Origin of the sequence: Candidatus Methylomicrobium oryzae, assembly GCF_016745425.1 — a bacterium.
Classification (GTDB): Bacteria; Pseudomonadota; Gammaproteobacteria; order Methylococcales; family Methylomonadaceae; genus Methylomicrobium; species Methylomicrobium oryzae.
This window is the reverse complement of sequence record NZ_JAERVK010000001.1, coordinates 236,192-254,897: the sequence shown is the minus strand read 5'-3', so window position 1 is coordinate 254,897 and position 18,706 is coordinate 236,192. Positions and strand designations below refer to the sequence as shown.

General features: G+C 58.2%; 19 protein-coding genes. 9 read left to right on the top strand and 10 right to left on the bottom strand.

The genetic code is table 11. From position 1 onward, the window contains the following. From mazG to JJL52_RS01245, 4 genes are all read left to right on the top strand, one after another. Complete coding sequence (mazG, locus tag JJL52_RS01260) at positions 1-807, top strand: nucleoside triphosphate pyrophosphohydrolase (protein ID WP_202050565.1); 807 nt, start codon at positions 1-3, stop codon at positions 805-807. A 145-nt stretch (positions 808-952) separates the two neighbouring features. Then, positions 953-1,975: a glycoside hydrolase family 17 protein gene (locus tag JJL52_RS01255; protein ID WP_202050564.1), complete on the top strand. Its 1,023-nt coding sequence runs from the start codon at positions 953-955 to the stop codon at positions 1,973-1,975. Positions 1,976-2,273: 298 nt separating this feature from the next. Continuing rightward, positions 2,274-3,455, top strand: coding sequence for a D-alanyl-D-alanine carboxypeptidase family protein (locus JJL52_RS01250; RefSeq protein ID WP_202050563.1), 1,182 nt, complete (start codon positions 2,274-2,276; stop codon positions 3,453-3,455). A gap of 298 nt (positions 3,456-3,753) precedes the next feature. After that, the gene (locus JJL52_RS01245) at positions 3,754-5,103 is read left to right on the top strand and encodes a glycoside hydrolase family 30 protein (RefSeq protein ID WP_202050562.1); all 1,350 of its coding nucleotides are present in this window, start codon (positions 3,754-3,756) and stop codon (positions 5,101-5,103) included. Positions 5,104-5,121: 18 nt separating this feature from the next. Here JJL52_RS01245 and JJL52_RS01240 read toward each other — a convergent pair whose 3' ends face one another. The 3 genes from JJL52_RS01240 to JJL52_RS01230 all read right to left on the bottom strand — a co-directional run bounded on the left by JJL52_RS01240 (position 5,122) and on the right by JJL52_RS01230 (position 9,952). Beyond that, positions 5,122-8,292, bottom strand: a complete 3,171-nt coding sequence (locus JJL52_RS01240) for a hypothetical protein (RefSeq protein WP_202050561.1) — start codon at positions 8,290-8,292, stop codon at positions 5,122-5,124. Between the two features lie 82 nt (positions 8,293-8,374). Beyond that, positions 8,375-9,733 (bottom strand): glycoside hydrolase family 30 protein, encoded by a 1,359-nt coding sequence (locus JJL52_RS01235; protein ID WP_202050560.1) that lies wholly within the window; start codon positions 9,731-9,733, stop codon positions 8,375-8,377. A gap of 42 nt (positions 9,734-9,775) precedes the next feature. After that, positions 9,776-9,952, bottom strand: a complete 177-nt coding sequence (locus JJL52_RS01230; protein WP_202050559.1) for a hypothetical protein — start codon at positions 9,950-9,952, stop codon at positions 9,776-9,778. A gap of 155 nt (positions 9,953-10,107) precedes the next feature. Between JJL52_RS01230 and JJL52_RS01225 the strand changes: the two genes are divergently transcribed. From JJL52_RS01225 to JJL52_RS01210, 4 genes are all read left to right on the top strand, one after another. Further along, positions 10,108-10,506 (top strand): group II truncated hemoglobin, encoded by a 399-nt coding sequence (locus JJL52_RS01225; protein WP_202050558.1) that lies wholly within the window; start codon positions 10,108-10,110, stop codon positions 10,504-10,506. Positions 10,507-10,569: 63 nt separating this feature from the next. Beyond that, positions 10,570-10,881 (top strand): Mpo1-like protein, encoded by a 312-nt coding sequence (locus tag JJL52_RS01220; RefSeq protein ID WP_202050557.1) that lies wholly within the window; start codon positions 10,570-10,572, stop codon positions 10,879-10,881. Between the two features lie 184 nt (positions 10,882-11,065). Continuing rightward, the gene (locus JJL52_RS01215) at positions 11,066-11,800 is read left to right on the top strand and encodes a TSUP family transporter (protein WP_202050556.1); all 735 of its coding nucleotides are present in this window, start codon (positions 11,066-11,068) and stop codon (positions 11,798-11,800) included. A 163-nt stretch (positions 11,801-11,963) separates the two neighbouring features. Beyond that, entirely contained in the window at positions 11,964-12,503 is a 540-nt protein-coding gene (locus JJL52_RS01210; protein ID WP_202050555.1) for a hypothetical protein, read from the top strand. Positions 12,504-12,524: 21 nt separating this feature from the next. On the opposite strand, the gene JJL52_RS01205 is transcribed toward JJL52_RS01210, so the two are convergent. From JJL52_RS01205 to JJL52_RS01190, 4 genes are all read right to left on the bottom strand, one after another. After that, on the bottom strand, positions 12,525-12,956 hold the full coding sequence (locus tag JJL52_RS01205) for a YqaA family protein (protein WP_202050554.1): 432 nt from the start codon (positions 12,954-12,956) through the stop codon (positions 12,525-12,527). Continuing rightward, positions 12,953-13,618, bottom strand: a complete 666-nt coding sequence (locus JJL52_RS01200) for a gamma-glutamyl-gamma-aminobutyrate hydrolase family protein (protein WP_236993967.1) — start codon at positions 13,616-13,618, stop codon at positions 12,953-12,955. The genes JJL52_RS01205 and JJL52_RS01200 overlap by 4 nt, the downstream gene beginning before the upstream one ends. After that, positions 13,591-14,604 carry an amidoligase family protein gene (locus tag JJL52_RS01195; RefSeq protein ID WP_202050553.1) on the bottom strand — a complete coding sequence of 338 codons (1,014 nt, stop codon included), beginning with the start codon at positions 14,602-14,604 and terminating at the stop codon, positions 13,591-13,593. Before JJL52_RS01195 ends, JJL52_RS01200 begins: the two co-directional genes overlap by 28 nt. 180 nt (positions 14,605-14,784) lie before the next feature. Beyond that, positions 14,785-15,189 carry a hypothetical protein gene (locus tag JJL52_RS01190; protein ID WP_202050552.1) on the bottom strand — a complete coding sequence of 135 codons (405 nt, stop codon included), beginning with the start codon at positions 15,187-15,189 and terminating at the stop codon, positions 14,785-14,787. A 258-nt stretch (positions 15,190-15,447) separates the two neighbouring features. On the opposite strand from JJL52_RS01190, the gene JJL52_RS01185 reads away from it, so the two are divergent. Then, positions 15,448-15,969: a copper resistance protein NlpE gene (locus JJL52_RS01185; RefSeq protein WP_202050551.1), complete on the top strand. Its 522-nt coding sequence runs from the start codon at positions 15,448-15,450 to the stop codon at positions 15,967-15,969. A gap of 117 nt (positions 15,970-16,086) precedes the next feature. Here the strand turns inward: JJL52_RS01185 and JJL52_RS01180 are convergent, their stop codons facing one another. The 3 genes from JJL52_RS01180 to mobB all read right to left on the bottom strand — a co-directional run bounded on the left by JJL52_RS01180 (position 16,087) and on the right by mobB (position 18,680). After that, a complete protein-coding gene (locus JJL52_RS01180) occupies positions 16,087-16,608 on the bottom strand; it encodes a hypothetical protein (protein ID WP_202050550.1) in 522 nt (173 codons plus the stop codon). A gap of 309 nt (positions 16,609-16,917) precedes the next feature. Next, complete coding sequence (gene moeA, locus JJL52_RS01175; RefSeq protein ID WP_336885023.1) at positions 16,918-18,159, bottom strand: molybdopterin molybdotransferase MoeA; 1,242 nt, start codon at positions 18,157-18,159, stop codon at positions 16,918-16,920. After that, entirely contained in the window at positions 18,156-18,680 is a 525-nt protein-coding gene (mobB, locus tag JJL52_RS01170) for a molybdopterin-guanine dinucleotide biosynthesis protein B (protein ID WP_202050549.1), read from the bottom strand. Before mobB ends, moeA begins: the two co-directional genes overlap by 4 nt. Positions 18,681-18,706 lie beyond the last annotated feature (26 nt).

Genomic DNA, 18,706 nt, shown 5'->3' with positions numbered 1-18,706 from the left:
ATGCTGAAAAATACCCAACACCTGCTGGACATCATGGCGCGCCTGCGCGATCCCGAACAGGGCTGCCCCTGGGACCTCAAGCAGGATTTCGCGACGCTGATCCCTTACCTGATCGAAGAAGCCTACGAAGTCGTCGACGCAATCGAGCGCAACGACATGGACGATCTGCGCGCCGAACTCGGCGATCTTCTGCTGCAGGTCGTCTTTCATGCGCAGCTTGCGAAGGAAGGCGGCCTGTTCGATTTCGAGCAGGTTTCCGCCGGCATCTGCGACAAACTGATCCGTCGGCATCCGCATGTGTTTGCCGACGCGGTCTTCGAAACCGATGCGGAGCGCCAGCGGGCTTGGGAACAGGCCAAGGACGAAGAACGCAAGGCGAAAGCGAAACCGGAGGAGCCGGCCAGTGTGCTGGCGGGCGTCGCGGCCAGCCTCCCCGCCCTGCTCGAATGCGAAAAGATTCAGGACCGGGCCGCCCGGCACGGCTTCGACTGGCCTGATACGCCGCCGGTGTTCGACAAGGTGATGGAGGAACTCGAAGAAGTCAGGGAGGCCTGGAAGTCGGGTGACCCCCATCACATCCGCGAGGAAATCGGCGATCTGCTGTTGGTGGTTGTGAACCTGGCGAGGCATCTCGATGTAAATCCGGAACTGGCCTTGAAGGAAAGCACCAAGAAGTTCACACGCCGCTTCCATTATATTGAACGGCAGGTCGCCGCCTCGGGGCGCAGTTTGACCGATTGCGACCTGTACGAACTCGACGCCTTTTGGCATCAGGCGAAACAGGCGCTCAAACGCAAGGCCGATTGACGGGCAACTCATTCGGGAATATACCCAATCGGACGGTCAGGTAGGGTACGCTGCGCGTACCTTTGAACTTCTTCCCACGAAAACCGTAAAAGGTACGCGCAGCGTACCCTACAAAACACGCTCGGCGACTCGATCATAGGTTCTTATGAAACAAGTTTTCTTCCTTTTAGCGCTGTCATTGCTGCTGATAACCTTCCGGTCTGCCGCGGCGCGCGAAAATCCGGGAGCGCCCCAGACGCCGCCCCAATCGGAAGCGCTCCAGTGCGTCGCCTTTAGCCCCTACGTGAAAGGGCTGAATCCCGATTACGGTCCTCATCCCTCGAAGGTCCAGATCGAACAACTGCTCGACGTACTGGTCGAAAAAACCCCTTTCCGCTGCATCATGACCTACGGCGTCCTGAACGGCCTCGATGCGACGTTTGCGGCGGCCGAGGCCCGTGGAATCAAAGTAATCGCAATCCTCTGGCTCGACGACGACAGCGCCGTCAACTCGGCATCGATCTCGCACGGCATCGCGCTCGCCCGGACTTATCCGAACACGATCGTCAAGCTCAGTTGCGGCTCCGAAGTCCGGACCCGCCACGGCAATGCGCTGGACAGCGAGATCATCCGCTGCCTTGACGCGCTGCGCGAAGCGAAGATTGCCCAGCCCATTACCACGATCGACACCTGGTGGGAATGGTGCAATCGCGCCATGCCATGCCAAAAGACCCTTTTCGCCAACCGGGTCGACTGGATCGGCACCAATATCTTTCCCTGGTGGGAAAACAAGCATGCGGGCGTGCATTCGTGTACCCCCGCCGAGAAGGCCGCCGACTTCCATGTCCAGCGCCTGAATGAGATCAGCCGCACTTACCCCGGCGTCGAGGTGATCATGACCGAATTCGGCTGGCCTTATGCGCCCGAAGGCGGGACCGAAGTGAACGTGCGCACCGGCGAGCATTGCGGTATCGCCGGGCGCCGGAACCAGGCGCAGGTGATCAGCTCCACCCTGGAAAAAATGGCCGAAAACCGATGGTCTTCGGTTATTTTCGAAGCCTTCTCGGAACCCTGGAAATCCAAAAACGAGGGCTTATTCGGAGACTCCTGGGGGATCTGTTCGGGAGAGCCTCCGTACGATTGTCTAACCGATTTGATTTCGCCGCCGAAGAACGGCAAGCGGAATTGATTTTTGCGATTAACAAGCAGTTTGAGTGGAATTTCACAGCCGATACAAATAGATTTCTACCTTTTTCAGTCTTTGCTAAAATAAGCAGGATGGGTTTCTGCTTAAGTCAGATTTAGGGATCGAGCTGCCAGGATGCAAAACTTTTGTCTCCTTGTCGCAGAGTTTACGCGGCATACCGCTTAAATCGCCTGATTTCTCCGGAGATCATTGCGGTCGACTTGCCTTACTCTATATCAGTCAGCCCCTCCTTGCACCCCAGCCTGTTCTGGATCGCTCAGAGTCTTCGAGATTTTTTTCAATGCGTAAAGTAAAGTCGTTTATTATTGTCCTGCTGACGTTCGGCGCGCTGCTGACGGCCGGTACCGCCGATGCGCGTTATGCCGCGATCCTGATCGACGCCGAAAACGGCAATGTACTGCATGAGATCGATGCGACGCATCCTTGGTATCCCGCTTCGCTGACCAAGGTGATGACGCTGTACATGGCCTTTGAAGCGCTGGCCCAGGGGCGTATCGGACTGCACGACGGCATGAGCGCCTCCTACCACGCTTCCCGGCAGCCGCAAAGCAAGCTGGGACTCCGCGCAGGCGAAACCCTGACCGTCGAAGAAGCCATCCTGGCGGTGATTACCCGCTCGGCGAACGACGCGGCGGTCGTGCTCGGCGAGCATCTGGGCGGCACCGAAGAGGCTTTCGCAGGGCAAATGACCGCCAAAGCACGCCAGCTGGGCATGTACAATACCCGCTTCATGAACGCGACCGGCCTGCCGAATAATCTGCAGGTCACCACCTCCCGCGATCTGGCTATCCTGGCCTGGAAAATCATGAAAAATTTTCCGAACTATTATCCCTATTTCGCCAGCCACGGCTTTTCCTTCAAAGGACGCGAACTGCGCGGCATCAATAAGTTCACCGCTCGCTATCCCGGCGCGGAAGGGATGAAAACCGGTTTTACCTGCGGCTCGGGCTTTAACCTGATGAGTTCCGCATTGCAAAACGGCAAACGGTTGATCGGAATCATCCTGGGCGGTTCGACCAGCGCCGAGCGCTACCAGTTGATGATGAACATGATGGATGCGGGCTTCTCCAACCGTTACGGCGACGGCTCCTACCGCAACATCGACATGATGACCGCCAGCGCCGCGGGCGAGCCGCCCTATCAGCTCGACTGCGGTAACCACCATGGCATCCAGGTCGCTTCCGCGGCCGGCGACGGCAACTATCACCGCGTCGTAAACAGTCGGCCCGCCGCCAAGCATTACCGTGCGCACAAGCGGCTTCGGGCAGCTTCAGGCTATCATCGCCTGACTGCCGCCCAAAAAGCCGCCGCCAAGCGCGGCTCGCCGAGCCGGGCCAAGGCCGCCCAAAGCAAACGCGGCAGCGTAACGCGGACCGCCCAGAAAACCGCCGCCGCAAAGAAAAAAGCCGTGAAGCCTGCCGCCAGCCGAAAAACGGTCAAGAAAACCAAAAAATCCAAGTAAATCCTTTTTCGCAGAGCGCTTCTCGTGATACACCCTTTCCAAGGGGTGCTCCTGAGCGGGACGGGAGTTATAACCCCGTTCCCAAGATTTGGAAATTCTCCGCAAACGCAAAATCATCCTCCCTCCTCCGTGCGACTTTAAACGTTACGGGCGGGATAAATATCCCGGCATGCGTCGAAAAGGTACGCACAGCGTACCCTACAGATGAAAACAGTGACGCCGACACGTTGACGCGACTTCCCGATGACTTGCTCCCGAGCATTCCCCATGCCTGTACAAACCCGTTTTTCCCTACGCCATGTTTACTGCTGATGAACCGGCCGTCTGGCTGACCAGCGCCGACCGAAGCCGCTTGTTTCAACGGCAGGAAAAGAAGCCTGGACCTGCCGCCGGCAGCGGCCCCGGCCGGCCGGTGATCGGCATCGATGCCGAACGGCGGTATCAGCGCATGGAAGGGTTCGGCTTTGCGTTGACCGGGGGCAGCGCGATGCTGATCGGACGCCTGCCGGCTGCCGAACGGGCTGCGCTGTTAAGGGAGCTGTTCCTGCCTGACGGCGACGGCATCGGGGTCAGTTTTCTGCGCCTCGGCATCGGCGCGTCGGATCTGAGCGAGCAGTGCTTTTCGTATGACGACAGGCCGGACGGAGCATCCGATTTCGCACTCGCGCATTTCGATATCGAGGCGGGAGACAACGAAGTAATCTCCCTGTTGCGGGAAATTCTTGCCGTCAATCCCGTGCTCAGTCTCATCGCGACGCCGTGGTCGGCGCCGCCCTGGATGAAGACCAACCGGAGTTTCATCGGCGGCAAATTGCGAAGGGATTGCTATTCCGTTTATGCCGCTTATCTAGTCCGCTACCTGCAAGCGATGCGGCAGCGGGGCATCATAATTCATGCGATTACCCCGCAGAACGAACCCTTGAACGACCGAAACGAGCCCAGCATGGTGATGGTGGCCGGCGAGCAGGCCGAGTTCATCAAAAATTATTTGGGGCCTGCGCTGCAGGAGGCAAGCTTAACTGATGTGGAACTGTTTTGCTGGGACCACAATTGCGATGTGAAGGCCTATCCTTTGGCAGTTTTTGCCGATCCGGATGCGCGCCGCTACCTGAGCGGATCGGCCTGGCATCTGTATGCGGGGGATATTTCGGCCCTGTCCGAAGTGCATCGGGCCTACCCCGAGATGAAACTGTATTTCACCGAGCAATGGGTAGGGACGGACGGCCAGTTCGGGGCAGACTTGCTCTGGCATATCCGGAACGTGCTGATCGGATCGGTAAACCACTGGAGCCGGGCGGTACTGGAATGGAATCTGGCTTCCGACCCCCTCTGCCGTCCCCATACGCCCGGCGGCGCGCCCAACTGCGTCGGCGCGTTGACGATCGGCGAACGGATTACGCGGAACGTCGCCTATTATGTAATCGCCCATGCCGCGAAGTTCGTGCGTCCAGGATCCTTCAGGATTCATTCCGAAGCCGATATAAATCTGCCCCATGCGGTTTTTCTGACGCCTGCCGGTTCGATCGTGCTGATCGTGCTGAATGACCGGGCCGAACCGCAGTCATTGAGGGTTCGCTGCCGTAGTAAAGAAGCGGCCGTGATGCTCCCCGCGCGCACGGTGGCGACCTGCGTCTGGCGGCCGGAGTAAAAGCCGGCTGCCGGCCGGTCATTCCAGCTCGATCTCGACGCGCCGGAATACCCCCTGCCGTAGCGACGCCGCCGCCTGGCCTTCCAGTTCTCCGCCTTCCACCACTTGCGTGCTGCCGTCCCGTCCGTACAATCGGTAACGGCACGGCATCGCCGCAGCAGGACCGAAAGTATCCTGCCGCTTGGGATTGCGATAGACCAGCAAGGTCGATCCGAACAAGGCGCAGGCCGCACTGCCGGCCGGCAATTTCTCTTCCGCGCCGAAAGGGCGAACGCATTGCGCCTCGGCGGTGAAAAATGACTTCGACAGGAGCGGCGCGGGACGGAACCGCAACGCCCCCTGCTCGACGACGAAAGGCGCCGACCCGAGGAAAAGGTGAAGCCACAGGTGCAATAGCTCGACCGTCGATCCCGACAAGCGCGCGACGCAGCCGCGCCCGTGCTGGCGCGGATCGACGGAGAAACCGCTGCTGACCAGGAAGCTGGAGCTTTCGGCCGGGTTGCGCCCGTATTCGACGGGATCGTGAAACGCCACCAGCAATTTGTCGATCCGGCTGTAGAATTCCTCGACCAGCCCGGCCCGAACCATTTCCAGCACGAATTTGTAATGCATGTGCAGAAAGATCGAACCGTTCTCCAGCCAGCCGTAGTTGAAAATGCCGATCCGGCCCAGGTCCAGGGCGTTCTCCCCAAGCGGGGCGTTCAGCCGGTACATGCCCAGCTTGTTATCGAACAGTTCGGAATGACTCACCGCCTCGTACAAGGCGCGGGCCTCTTGCGGTTTCGCGATGCGCAGCGCATGCACGAAACCCTCCAGAAACAGCGGCAGCGGTTTTTGACGGAAGCGTATCACTTCCGCCCGGCCCGGCCCGACTTCCCGATACTGCGCCGCTTCATAGGCAAAATAGGTGATGATCCCTTCCGGGTTGCGCGCTTTGGCGATCGCCGCGTCCAGATGAGCCGAAACCGTCTTCAAAAAAGCCCACAGGCCGGCAACCGAACACGATTGTTCGGTACCCTCGAAGCCCATGAACACCTTGTCCCGATAGGCTTCCTTCAAAGCCCCGCCGTCCCGCCAGAAGGCCTCGGCGGTCAGGTTCGGACGCGGCAGCAGCGCTTCCAGGCCGGCCATGAAATCGGCCAGTTCCGCCGGCAGCGAAAATTCGCCTTGCAGATCGGTCAGCGCTTGCACAGTGAAGTCGATCAGGCGCTTGAGCTCGATCGTCTCGTTCACGGACGAGCCGAACAGTCCGGGCAGGCCGTTCAACGCGTCGCACCAGCCCGGCCGGTCGGCCTCCATTTCGATTCCTACGCCGTACGGATCCAGGGAGGCCAGTTTATTCACCACGAGCGTCAGGATTTTACCGAGCAGCGTGGTATAGACGATTTCGCCTTGCCCCCGTTGAGAGCGGACCTGATAGCGTCGCCGGGTTCGCGACCCGATCAAGGCGATCTTGTCCGGACGCGCCTGCACCGCGCCGAATTGGCGCACGCCTCGGGCGGTCACTACGTATTTTTCGGCGCGCGGCAGGACCGCATGGGTCGGATCGAAAAAGGTGTAAGTCTTTTCCAGAAACAGGCCCTGCAGGCGGTCCGGATAAACGGCCTGATAGCCGATCAGCAAGTCCGCCAGATAGGTCCAGTGGTCGCTCCAATAGCCCCGGTCGAATTCGGCATCCTCGACTTCCTGCGCCTGCGCCAGAATGGCCTGCAAAATCGCCGGCCGCTCGCCCGCGGCTGGTTCGAGCGCTGTCCAGAGCTCCGCATATTTGAACTCGCGGTCAAGCAACTTTTCCAGCGCCGGAAAGCGGGAGAAATAAGACGCAAAGGCCTGCGGCGACTCGACAGCGAAACGCGAATTCCTGAGCGAACAGGGATTGTAGCCGTCCGGCTGGATCAGGCTGAAGAAGTAGCGGATGTTTTTGGCATCCAGGGCCGGATCGAAGAAAAGGTCCAGGCGGCGGTTTTGCAGCACATCGCGAAAATCGCCGTTGCCTTCCGAAAACGGCGTATCCCGGAGCAGAAAGTCGTTGTAATCCCGCTCTAAATCGCCATGCTTGCGTCCGAACAGATACAGGCGCGCGCCTCCCGGCACGGCCATCGGAAAACCGCCGCGCAAACCGTTGTCCAGATAGCACTGACGGACGTGCGCATCGAAAAGCGGATTAGCGGTTGCGGTAAAGGCAGGTTGAGTGATTTCTTCCAGCAAGCGGCGGTTGACCGCCCGTTTCGCCTCGAAAAAGCGCTCCGCATCGATCCCGGCCAGAAATTGGTCCAACTCCGGCAGCGAAGGCGCATGGCCGTACAGGCCGTAAAATACCCGGCCCTCCCCCGGCCGGAGTTCGAGGGTCATTGCCTGGAAAGCCGAGGGCGTCCGGTTGGCCGTGACCTGGGCGGAAAAATCCGGCCGATCTTCGGAGAAAAATCGTTCCGGCCTGGATAAATCGCCCGCCAGGCCGAAAACCTGCTCGGCATCCACCACCGCACGGTTACGCTCGCCGTTCAAAAAACCCACGAAAAAATTGCCCGGTATCACCGGTTCGACCTCCGGGGTGTCGGACGGCCAGACTTTCAGGCGATAAAAAGGCCGGTTTTGCTCTACCCCTTCGACCCGCATGAAGGCTTCCGAGGTTCGGCTCATGAATTTGACGCCCCATTGATTGAGTCCGTAAGGCAGGACTTGCGGCAAACCGTCGACGATCTCAAGGGTGCGGGACTGCGCGGAAAGGTTCACGATCTCGACCCGTCTGACCAGGCCCGCGACGGACGCTTCCGGCACGGTGAACATATCGGCCCGGATACGGATCCCCACGCCGGGATTGATCTCTTCGACCCCGACTTCGTGGGCTGTCACGTAGAGGCGCTGAATGACATCCGGCCCTGCACCGCGCTGGAAAGGCTCGTGGGCGATCATTCGATCACGATCGGCAATCTTCAGAAACGTCCGGAAGCCGCGGGACGGGGTAAGTTGATACGCCTTGTCGGCCGGATAAAACTCCAAAAAAGCCCCGTCCTTGTTGCGTACGCCGAAACTCGCGACGGCTTGGCCGCGATTGACGTAAAAAGCCCAGGCGGGACGCCCCCGGATACCGGCAATCCCCGGCAAAAAACCGGCGAAAGGAGGCAGTTCGTTGTACCGCTCGATCGCGAAGCAGCGGTAATTGTCCTTGAAAGCATAGGTTCGGTTCATATGGCAGTTTTAAAAAAGTCCGATCCGGCGCAACCGGCGAAATCATTCAAGGCGGGAATTCCGGCAAAGCGTTCCGGCGAGTTCATTGCCGATCCTCGAAAAGATAAGTTTTGATCCCGCGAGCGGGAATGGCAGTCTTGGCCTGTAATCCCGGAATCTTCAGATCAAAGTCGATCGTCTCGCCGGAGCGGTTCAATACGACGGCGGCCACCGTGCCGTCGGCGTTCAAAAACGCGGTCGATTCGAGCGCATCCGAAGTACTTGCGCAAACGACCCGGCGGGCGCCGGGACGGATGAAGCGCGAGAAATGCCCGATGTAATAATAGGAACTTTGATAGCGAACCTCCCCGGCTTGCGTGTCGGCAATGATCGGCGCGCTGCAGAAATTGTTCACGTGATTGGGCCCGCCGTTCTCGTCCAGAGCCAGATTCCAGTCCACCCAGGCCACCGTCCAACGGTTAAGGTCCTGAATGATCGAGCGGGCGTAACGCTCGCCGGGCTCCCAGGCGCCGAGATGCGGCCCGCCTTCCTGGCAGCCCTCGGTAAAAATCAGGTGTTTGTCGGGGTAGGCATCGTGCGTCAATTGGACATTGTCGAAATGATCGCCGCAATACCAATGGAAACCGATCCCCCAGACGTAGCGCGCGGCGTCCGGATCGTCCAGGACGATTTTGGCCCGTTCATACATCCGGTCGCGGTTGTGGTCCCAAATGATCAGTTTGACATCGCCGAGCCCGGCGCGATGCAGGGCCGGACCGAGGTAATCCCTGACGAAATCGCGCTCTTCCTCGCCGGTATAGAGGCACGAATCCCAGGTTTGCAAGGCCTCCGGCTCGTTTTGCACGGTCAAGCCCCAGATCGGGATGCTTGCTTTCCCGTATTCCCGAATGTAGCGGATGTAATAATCGGCCCAGGCCTGACGGTACTCGGGTTTCAGCCGGCCGCCGCCGTTCATCTGCCGGTTCGTCTTCATCCAGGCCGGCGGGCTCCACGGCGAAGCGAACAGCCTGAGCTTTCCGCCGGACAATTCGATCGCATCGCATATCATCGGTATTAAGGTTCGCCTGTCCCGGTCGACGCTGAAGTGTTTCAATCCGACGTCGCCCTCGACCTCCGTATAGGCATAGTTGCCGAGCGAGAAATCGCAGCTGTTGATATGGGTTCTGCATAGAGTATAACCGTGGCCTTGCTTCGGTGAAAAATAAGCCGCCAGTATTTCCTGGCGCAACGAGGCGGGCATCCTGTCCAGCGTCGCCGCGGCCGCTTCGGTGAAGGCGCCGCCGAATCCCAGAAATTCCTGATATTTGACCTGGGTGTCGATGAAAACGGCAGGCCCTTTGGGCTCCGAGGCCGGCACGAATTCGATCGGCGCCCGTTCCGCAAGCCGGTCGGCCGTGTCGCGGGCGGTACAGAATTGCCTTACAAGCCGCTGCGCTGTCATCCGGTTTTCTCCAAAGTCGTTTGATAATAGGCAGGTGCCGGTTCAACCCGGCAAAAATTCGGCTCGACGAAGGCCGGAAGGCGGCTTCGGAGCCCATTTCATTTTGAAAATGATAGCGAATCTTTGGCGCGGCTCATGAAATTTTTCAGCCATTATTTTCCAGGCGGCAGCCGAGAAAGCAAAATACTGATAAAATTCTCGCAGTTTTGCAGCCGGCATTCATTCGCTGTCTTGAAACCCCTCCGATCCGGGCTGCGCTTGTCGCGCGTTACGCATCCGGTGGAGAATCACTGCCCCTGACTGCCCGCAGAAGCGGGCTATACGGCCCAGGCATAAACCATACAACCCCCGTATCTCAAAGAGCACAATCCGTCATGACAACCCTCACGCCTTACGCGGCCATCGGAGGCGAACAGGCCATCCGCAGTTTGGTCGACCGGTTTTACTTCTATATGGACATCCTGCCCGAAGCGCAAGGCATTCGCGCGATGCATCAGCCCAACCTGGCCTCCGCCAAGGACAAGCTGTTCAAATTCATGTCCGGCTGGCTGGGAGGCCCCAATTTGTACATCGAAGAATTCGGCCATCCGATGCTGCGCGCCCGCCATTTCCCGTTCGCGATCGGCGAAGCGGAGCGCGACCAGTGGATGCTGTGCATGAATAAAGCCCTGGCGGAAATGACCCTGGATCCGCAACTGAGAACCAATATGCAGGAAGCGTTGCAGCACCTTGCCACGCACATGATCAATCAGGAGCCGGAGCGGCTGCCGTAAACCGCACGTCCCGGCAAATCGATGATCTAAAAAAGGAACTCGCACTCAACCGAGGCTATTGCCGTGAATGAGCCCCCGCATTACCGCACGCTCAAAGAGTTTTATCCGTTTTACCTCAGCGAGCACGCCAACCGCGTCTCGCGCCGGCTGCATTTTGCCGGCACCTCGATAGCCTTGGCGCTGCTGGTCGCCGCTTTCGCGGTGCCGGCAGGGTGGCTGGTTGCGGTCGCGCTGGTGCAAGGCTACGCTCTGGCCTGGAGCGGGCATTTCTTCTTCGAGCATAACAGGCCTGCCACCTTCAGATATCCCTGGCTCAGCTTCCTGTGCGACTGGCGAATGTGGTGGGACATGTTGACCGGCAAGCTTCCATTTTAAGAAAATCCGCCTCCCCGCCCAGATGGGCAGTCCTCTGCTGCCTTAATCTTCATCCGGCGAAAACAGCTCGCGTAGGGCGGAATAGCACAACGTATTCCGCCGAATGTAGGCCTCCATGCGGCGCAATACGGCTTCGCCTATTGCGCCCTACAGTCAATACCTCAAACGATGACTCAATAAAAATATGTTGACCGATTTTTCTCTTTACCAGATTTTGTGCATTGCGCTGGTTTTCGTCTGGACCGGCTTTGTCCGGACCGGGCTGGGTTTCGGCGGCGCCGCCCTGGGCTTGCCGCTGATGTTGTTCATCCGCGATACGCCGCTGTTCTGGTTGCCGATCATCGGAGTGCATCTGCTGTTTTTTTCCGGCCTGACGCTGCTGAACCGGCTGCATAATGTCGACTGGCGCTATCTGCTGTGCTCTTCGCTTTACATCATTCCGCCCGCCATCGCCGGCGTCTTCGGACTGGTCAAACTGCCGGTCTTATGGCTGAACGGTTTCATTTATTCGATTACCTTGTTTTACGGCTTCATCTGGCTCTTCAACCGGGGCATCGAAAGCCGCCATCGCTGGGCGGACAGAGGGCTGCTCGTTTTGGGAGGCTATGTTGCAGGGATATCCCTATCCGGGGCGCCGTTAATGGTGGCCGTTTTCATGAATAACGTCGGCAAACACCAATTGCGCGACACGTTGTTCGTCTTATGGTTTATTCTGGTCAGCATCAAGATGACTACGTTTGTGGCCCTGTCCGTGGATCTGCATTTGACCGAAGCGCTGACGCTGCTGCCGATAGCAGCTATCGGGCATCTGCTGGGCCTCAAAGCACATGACGCGATCATGCGCAACGACAGGCTTTTCAAGCGGTGGATCGGCGGCGGCCTGATCGCGGTCAGCGCGCTCGGATTATGGCACTTGTAGCGCGGCTCGGGTTAGGTATTCATACGGATTGCGTATTTGCCTGAAGCGGTTACAGTGACCGAACACTGTTCGGATTTGGCTTCTTCAATCTGGGTGATTACAGCGCCCGTTCCCCTAAAACGGTCGAAAACGCTGTTTACCTCTACCATCGAGGCGAAGTGTCATGTTTAAACATACCAAAATTTCGTCCGCTCTGATTCTGCTGGAACTGATATGGATCGTTTACGTATTTCTGCCGCAAACAGCCGCAGCGGCTTTTTCGCCATCCGTCGAGCCTGGGGACTTGATCGCATCCGCCTGCACTACCGGACCGGCGTCTTATCCGGCGCTGTCAGCATTGAAGGACCGCATCGCCGCCGCCGATACGCTGAATCAGGCCCGTACGCTGGCGCTCGCGCCGGCGGACGGGGCCCTTGACGCGCTCCGGAACACCCGCGCTCTGATGCCGTTCAGCAACGATCTGCGGGACGCCGAAGGCCGACTGCGCGAATTCCGATCACGCATTCTGACGGCCTCCACCCCGGCACAGGTCGCCGATGAATTTTCGGGCATGGTGCTCGCCGGCCTGGACGACGACAGTGTGGCCGACGTGAACGTCGGCAAGGTGGGATGCAATTACTCGACCGGCGAGGTAATCGCGATCGTGATCGGCCTGATCCTGGGGATCATTCCGGGTTTGATATTGCTGGTCGTTCTTTGTTAGCGGTTAAGACTTCAGGCCGAGTCACTGCCACAACCGGGCAGTCAGATAGACCAGTACGATATAGCGCAGTGCTTTCCCTAGCCCGACCAATAACAGAAACAGCGGCAGCCTGACTTTCATGATGCCGGCGATCAGGGTCAGCGCATCGCCGCCCACCGGCATCCAGGCGAAAAGCAGCGACCAGAAACCGTACCGCTGATACCAGGCCTGCGCTTTCTCGATCTGGGCCTTGCTGAAATAGAACCAGCGCCGGTCCTGGAAATCCAGCAGATAAAGCCCCAGGAACCAGTTAACGACCGCGCCCAATGTATTGCCGACCGCCGCAATGGTGACCAGCACATAAGGATCTCCCCCTTCGCTCAACAGCGCGAATAACGTCACTTCCGAATAGAACGGAAAAAAGGTCGCGGCAAGAAAAGCGGAACTGAATAATAAGAGATAAGAAGCTATCATTCCTTATTCTCTAATAGCCACTTGAAAATAGCGAATTGCGACGGCAGATACAGCAGATACTCGGGATGCCACTGAACGCCGAGAATTCGGGCGTTGGGGCAGGCTTCCACCGCCTGGACGATCCGGTCAAGGTCCCACCCCACGATTCTCAGTCCGGCTCCGATGCTTTTGATCGCCTGATGATGCAAACTGTTGACTCGAAAAGTCGTTTTGCCGCAGATTTCGGCCAATCTTGAATCCGCTTCCAGGCGGACCTGCTTGGTCGGCAACAGCCCCGGCCGATTATGGGTATGAACGCGCAGCGGCCGAATGTCCTGGTACAGATTGCCGCCAAGCACCACGTTGATCAACTGGGCGCCGCGGCAGATGCCCAGCAGCGGAATTCTTTTCTTCAGCGCCTGATGAATCCATTCGATCTCCAGCAGGTCGCGCGCCAGATCATGTCTGACCTTGGCATTGATGTCGCCGTTGTAATGTTCCGGGCTGATATCGTTGCCGCCGCCGATAATCAGCGCGTCCAAAGGTTCGCCGCTGGGCGCATGCTGAACGCTGATCCGTTCGGGCACGGCGCCGGCCATGCGCAAAGCCAATGCCGTACACCACCAGCCGGGCGCCCAGCGCCGGTCGTTTCCGGTTACACCAACCCGTTGTCTCTCAGCCATTGGTCCATGTACTCCACCCAATCGCGACGGCTGATGCCGATCAAGGGGCGCTCGGCGATCAGGAAGTCCAAACCGAGTTTTTCAAGATCGGCCGGACGGTGCGCCAATTGTTCGACCACCCACCATTTATTCCAGGCTTCCGCTAACGACCAGTCTTCCCGATCGATCCGGCAATTCGGCAAGCGGTAATGGAATGTTGGCCGGGCCTGGATTCTAGGATCGTCGACCACCTTCTGTACGACTTCCTTATTCCAGCAGGCCAGCATCGGCAACAGATCCAGTGCCCGGTTGCGGGTCGGATTATACGCGAGATAATCGGCCGTAATTTGGGCCATCGAAGGTTGCGGCTGGGACAGCAATTTTCTAAGGTACGCTTCCGGATAAAGATCGATGTAAGGACTGATTTTGCGGCTCACATCGACCTGATGTGCATCCACCAACCACCACTGAAGCAGCGCAAACGCTTTCAGGTAAGGGAACAGCGTTGCGGAATTCAGACTGTAAATCTCCGTATTGATATGCACGCCGTAAGCGGCTAACAGCGATTCTTCGGTGCCTATGGCCCCTGCTTTGCGCAAGGACGCTACCATCGGCAACAGCACTTCGAGACCGGTGACTGCGACCGGAGGACAGGCAATTTCGACAGGCACCAGCAGCGCCGAAGCCTGCGCCAACAGATCGACCCATGTTTGAGTAAACAGATCCGGCTGCTTTCCGTATTGGGCCTCTTCGGCATTTTCTTCCGCCTTGCATTTCAGGTAATGCCAGTCGAGTTCAATCTTGAAGTCGCCCAGCGCCTCCACATGAACCGTCCACTCGACTCTATTCTTCTTTTCCAGCCGACCTCCCAGCGCTGCCTGAAGCGCATCGGCCGTTTGGCCGAGACTCAGGCCGGAAAACTCCAATTCGAACCCCACCCGCTTAGGAGTGCCGTCGATCTTGCGCGTAATGGGCGGAAGCTTGAAACAAACATTTTGATTGATCATAAGAGAAACTTTGGGCCTGTTGCCGGCGCAGCCGGACCGATCCCTCACAGCGATCCAAGATCAGAAGAGCGCTTCGAGACGGTTTTTCGTAATGGCAAGGCTCGACTTGTCAAGCCGGCAACTCTCGCCGGCTCGTCCCGTTCCCCGCCAAAACCGGACAATAGCGGCTAAAGCGAGACATCATTTCAAGATCCCGGTCTGCCTCGCACACTGCCAATCCGCACTGTTGAAGTCGACTTGTTCGAGCGCTTTTTTATCCATGCACAGCCAATACGCGGCCGGTTTCAGCTCTTCCTGGCACGCCGTCGACAGCGATGTGACCTCGGTTTTCTCGTTGCCTTTGGCTTTCTCCTGTTCATCGAAGCGCTGAGTCGCGCGCATGCAAATGGCGTAGGCATCGCCTTGCGTGCCCGCGGAACCGGCATTCTTGCCTTCCGAAGCGCGGGGTGGATGGGGGCCGGCAGGCCCAGTTTCCGGAGAAGGCTCCAGCACGTTCCGCGGACGTTCAACACCTGTAGATGTCTGGGCCGTGCCGACCGCAGGCAGAATCACGATCAGAATAAATCCCGCTATTAAGTTACGCATGTTGGAACTCCTCCGGAAACGGGTGTCAAGGAAAATGAGGGCGTGGTACGATCCGATACCGTCTATATAAGCCCTCCCGCTTCGAAAGGTCGGTACGTTTCCGTACATACGGCGCGGCGGAAGATGGGTTCGTCAAAACATTGCAGCGCGGCGGCGAAGCGGTAAGTTCGAAATTAGAGAAGCTCTTTTTCGGTAAATCTGGTAAATTTCCCGCTCCGTTCATCAGCACAACCCGCGTTACTTTTGTGGAAAGTCATCATGCGAGCATTAACAAAACCATTACAGCACAATCTGGCCTTGTTCCTTTTCAGCAGCCTGCTTGCGGCGATGCCGGCAATGGCGGTATCCGATCTCGAAGCGCAAGAAGGCTTCGCCAGGGCACGGTCGAAAAACCTTCACCCAGGAATGGATCACTCGGCGCATCAGAACCCTGCCGACAAGAGCCAGGAGTTTCGCGGCGTTTTTTACGGCTATCTGCCCTGCAGCGATTGCGACGGTGTTAAAACGACGCTGTCTTTACAGCAGAAGAACAACTATCTGATCGTAATCCAGCCGGCTAAACAATCTTCACGGGAGTATTTTGAAAGAGGCAAATACGACTGGAATGTAGAAACCCGCACCGTGGTTTTGACGCCGACCAAGGGAGGAACAAAAACGCGCCGCTACCATATCGAAGACGAAGGCACACTGATCCAGCTCAATGAAGATGGAATCAAGATGGAGGATTACGAACTGCAAAGAAGCGATACGTACAAGTCGCGGGAAGTGCATATCCACTAACCCAAGCGATCCGAACACCCGGGAAGGCATATCGCGTCCTGCCGGTCCGCCTGAGATAAACCGCCTTTCGCTCATCGCCGGGGCGGTTTTTTACTTACCGAAACAGGGAAATACCGATCAGCTTCTGCCGCCCTTTCGGCTGTTCCGCTCGACGCAGCAGTCCAGCGCAAACCGCAACAGCAACAACGTGACCGCTATCGGAAAGACCAGATAATGGTCCAGCAATTCCAGACTCCCGAGCGTCCCCAGCATAACCACCCAGGGCTGCAGGGCTTTGTGCTCGACAAGCCGGCGCATGTAGCCGACGGTTTCATTATCGAGGCGCTCGCAGGGACCGATGAAGGCGAGCGAGATGAAGGCGGCCATCGCCGCGAAATAGACCGGAAAGAAAAAAAACATCGGCGAATCGTCGTTGAATCGGGTTTTCCAGTAGGCGAACCAGGCCAGCAAGACACTCGATGCAAACAGGTCGTACCAGACCGGGAAATACTTTTTCCTGAACAGCATGCCGGAGGCCGCCAGCAAGGCGCCGCCGATGCCGAGATAGAGCGCCAGCGGCGATACCAAGTGGCTGAGCAGCGGATTGGAAGTTTGAACGAAATAGCCGAGGGCAAGGCTGAGCAGAATGAAAACCAACATGCATCTTTCCGTTAGAGGTGTTTCAAGAGGAATCCCATCGAATTTAAGGGGGTCGCGTTTCATGTTATGCACATTGTCCCGAATGTCCGGAGCGCCGCGATTTTCGCAGCCCAAACTCTGGCGAAACCCGATCAACACCAATAAATTATTGATATTAAATAATTATTCTGTTTCGTATAAAATGTTTACAATTTAACCGCAAGGCAGGCGCTATCGGGTCCCCGAGCGGTTATCGAGAGTCTTTCCACAAAGTTATCCACAGAAATTGTGGATAAGATGTTCCAGGCTTCCGGCCGCGCCTTTTCGATTTCATAACGCTACCCCGAAAGGTTCCACCCAGACGGCTTCGTTGGCCCGCACGCCGCCGCAATCGGCCGGCAGAACGATGTAACAGTTGCTCCGCGCCATCGCACCCAAGAGGTGCGATCCCTGTCCGCCTCCTGCGGCGACGAAAAATTCGCCCTGCGCGTTCTGGGTCAGAACGCCGCGTTGAAATTCGAGGCGGCCCGGTTCTTTTTTGAGAGGAACCGTACAAATGGCCCGGATGCGCAGCGGGTGGGCGGGCGCCTGCCCCGCCAGCCGCTTCAGCGCCGGCTCGACCATCTGCCGAAACGTAACGGCCACCGCAACCGGATTGCCGGGCAGGCCGAAGAAGAACGCCTTGCCGATTTTGCCGAAAGCCAGAGGCTTTCCGGGCTTCATCGCAATCTTCCAGAGATGAATTTCGCCGAGCCGTCCGAGAACCTCGGCGATAAAATCGGCCTCGCCAACCGAGGCGCCGCCGGTCGTAATGATCACGTCGTGATTCTGGGCTGCCCGTTTCAACGCTGCCTCCAGCTGCTCCCTGTTATCGCCGATCACCCCCAGATCGGCGGCGCGGTAACAAGGATCGATCAATAAACTGCCGAGCATGTAGCGATTGCTGTCGTATATTCTGCCCGCCGACAAGGCCTGCCCGATCCCGATCAGCTCATCCCCGGTCGAGAAAAATGCGATATTGACCGGTCTTTTAACCGCCACATCATAAACGCCTGCCGAAGCCAGCAAACCGAGATCGGCCGCGGTCAGCTTTTTGCCCTCTCCACACAGAAGTTCGCCCTGCTGAAGATCTTCGCCGATTTCGCGCACGAAGCGGCGCAATTCTACAGCGGCCGGCAGCACGATCTCGTCGCCGTCTGCTGCCGCAAACTCCTGCATGACGACCGAATCGGCCTGATCCGGGACAGCCGCGCCGGTGAAAATCCGAATGCATTCGCCTCGGTTCAGCCGTCCCCGAAACGGGTGGCCGGCCCAGGAAGCGCCGGCCACCCGCAGACGAACCGGCCGGTTCCGCTCAAATTCGATACTGCCGAAGGCATAGCCGTCGACCGCCGCGTTCCGGTAATGCGGAATAGGGAGCGGCGCACGCACCGGTTCGGCCGCCACCCGTCCCAGCGCATGTTTCAGCGCCGATCTTTCCGCGCCGGAAACCGGCTGTACCGCGGACACGATCCTGTCCAGCGCGGCCTCGGCGGACAGCATCGGTTCGAGGCTGCACGGATCGGCCATCATTTGAATTCCCGGTAGTGGTCCAGAATGTAGCGCGCGATCAGATGGGGACGGTTCAGGTCCAGCCTGACCAGCCGGTCCGGCACCTCGACCGGCGCGTCGCTCGCGATCGCGATGATGTCCGGATCCTGCGGGAACAAGAGCGGCCTTTGCAGCGATGGCCGGTGCAGTTCGATTTTGGAGAATTTTTCGGCCTTGAAACCCTCGACCAGGATCAGATCCAGGCCCGACTGGTCCAACACCTTGAGCTGCTCATCCAGGCTCGGCTCCCTGGGCGTTTCGAACTCGTGGATGATCGCATAGCGGTATTGGGAAACCAGCATGACCGGAGAGGCGCCGGCCATCCGCAGCCGGTAACTGTCCTTGCCGGGATGGTCGATATCGAAGCTGTGATGGCTGTGCTTGACCAAACCGACCCGGAGGCCCTGCTGCTTCAGCAGCGGAATCAGTTGCGTCAGGAGCGTGGTCTTGCCGGTGCCGCTGGCGGCGGCAAAGCCGAGGATCGGCTTTTGTGCATTCTGCATGGGATTGAATCGTTGGATTAGAATCG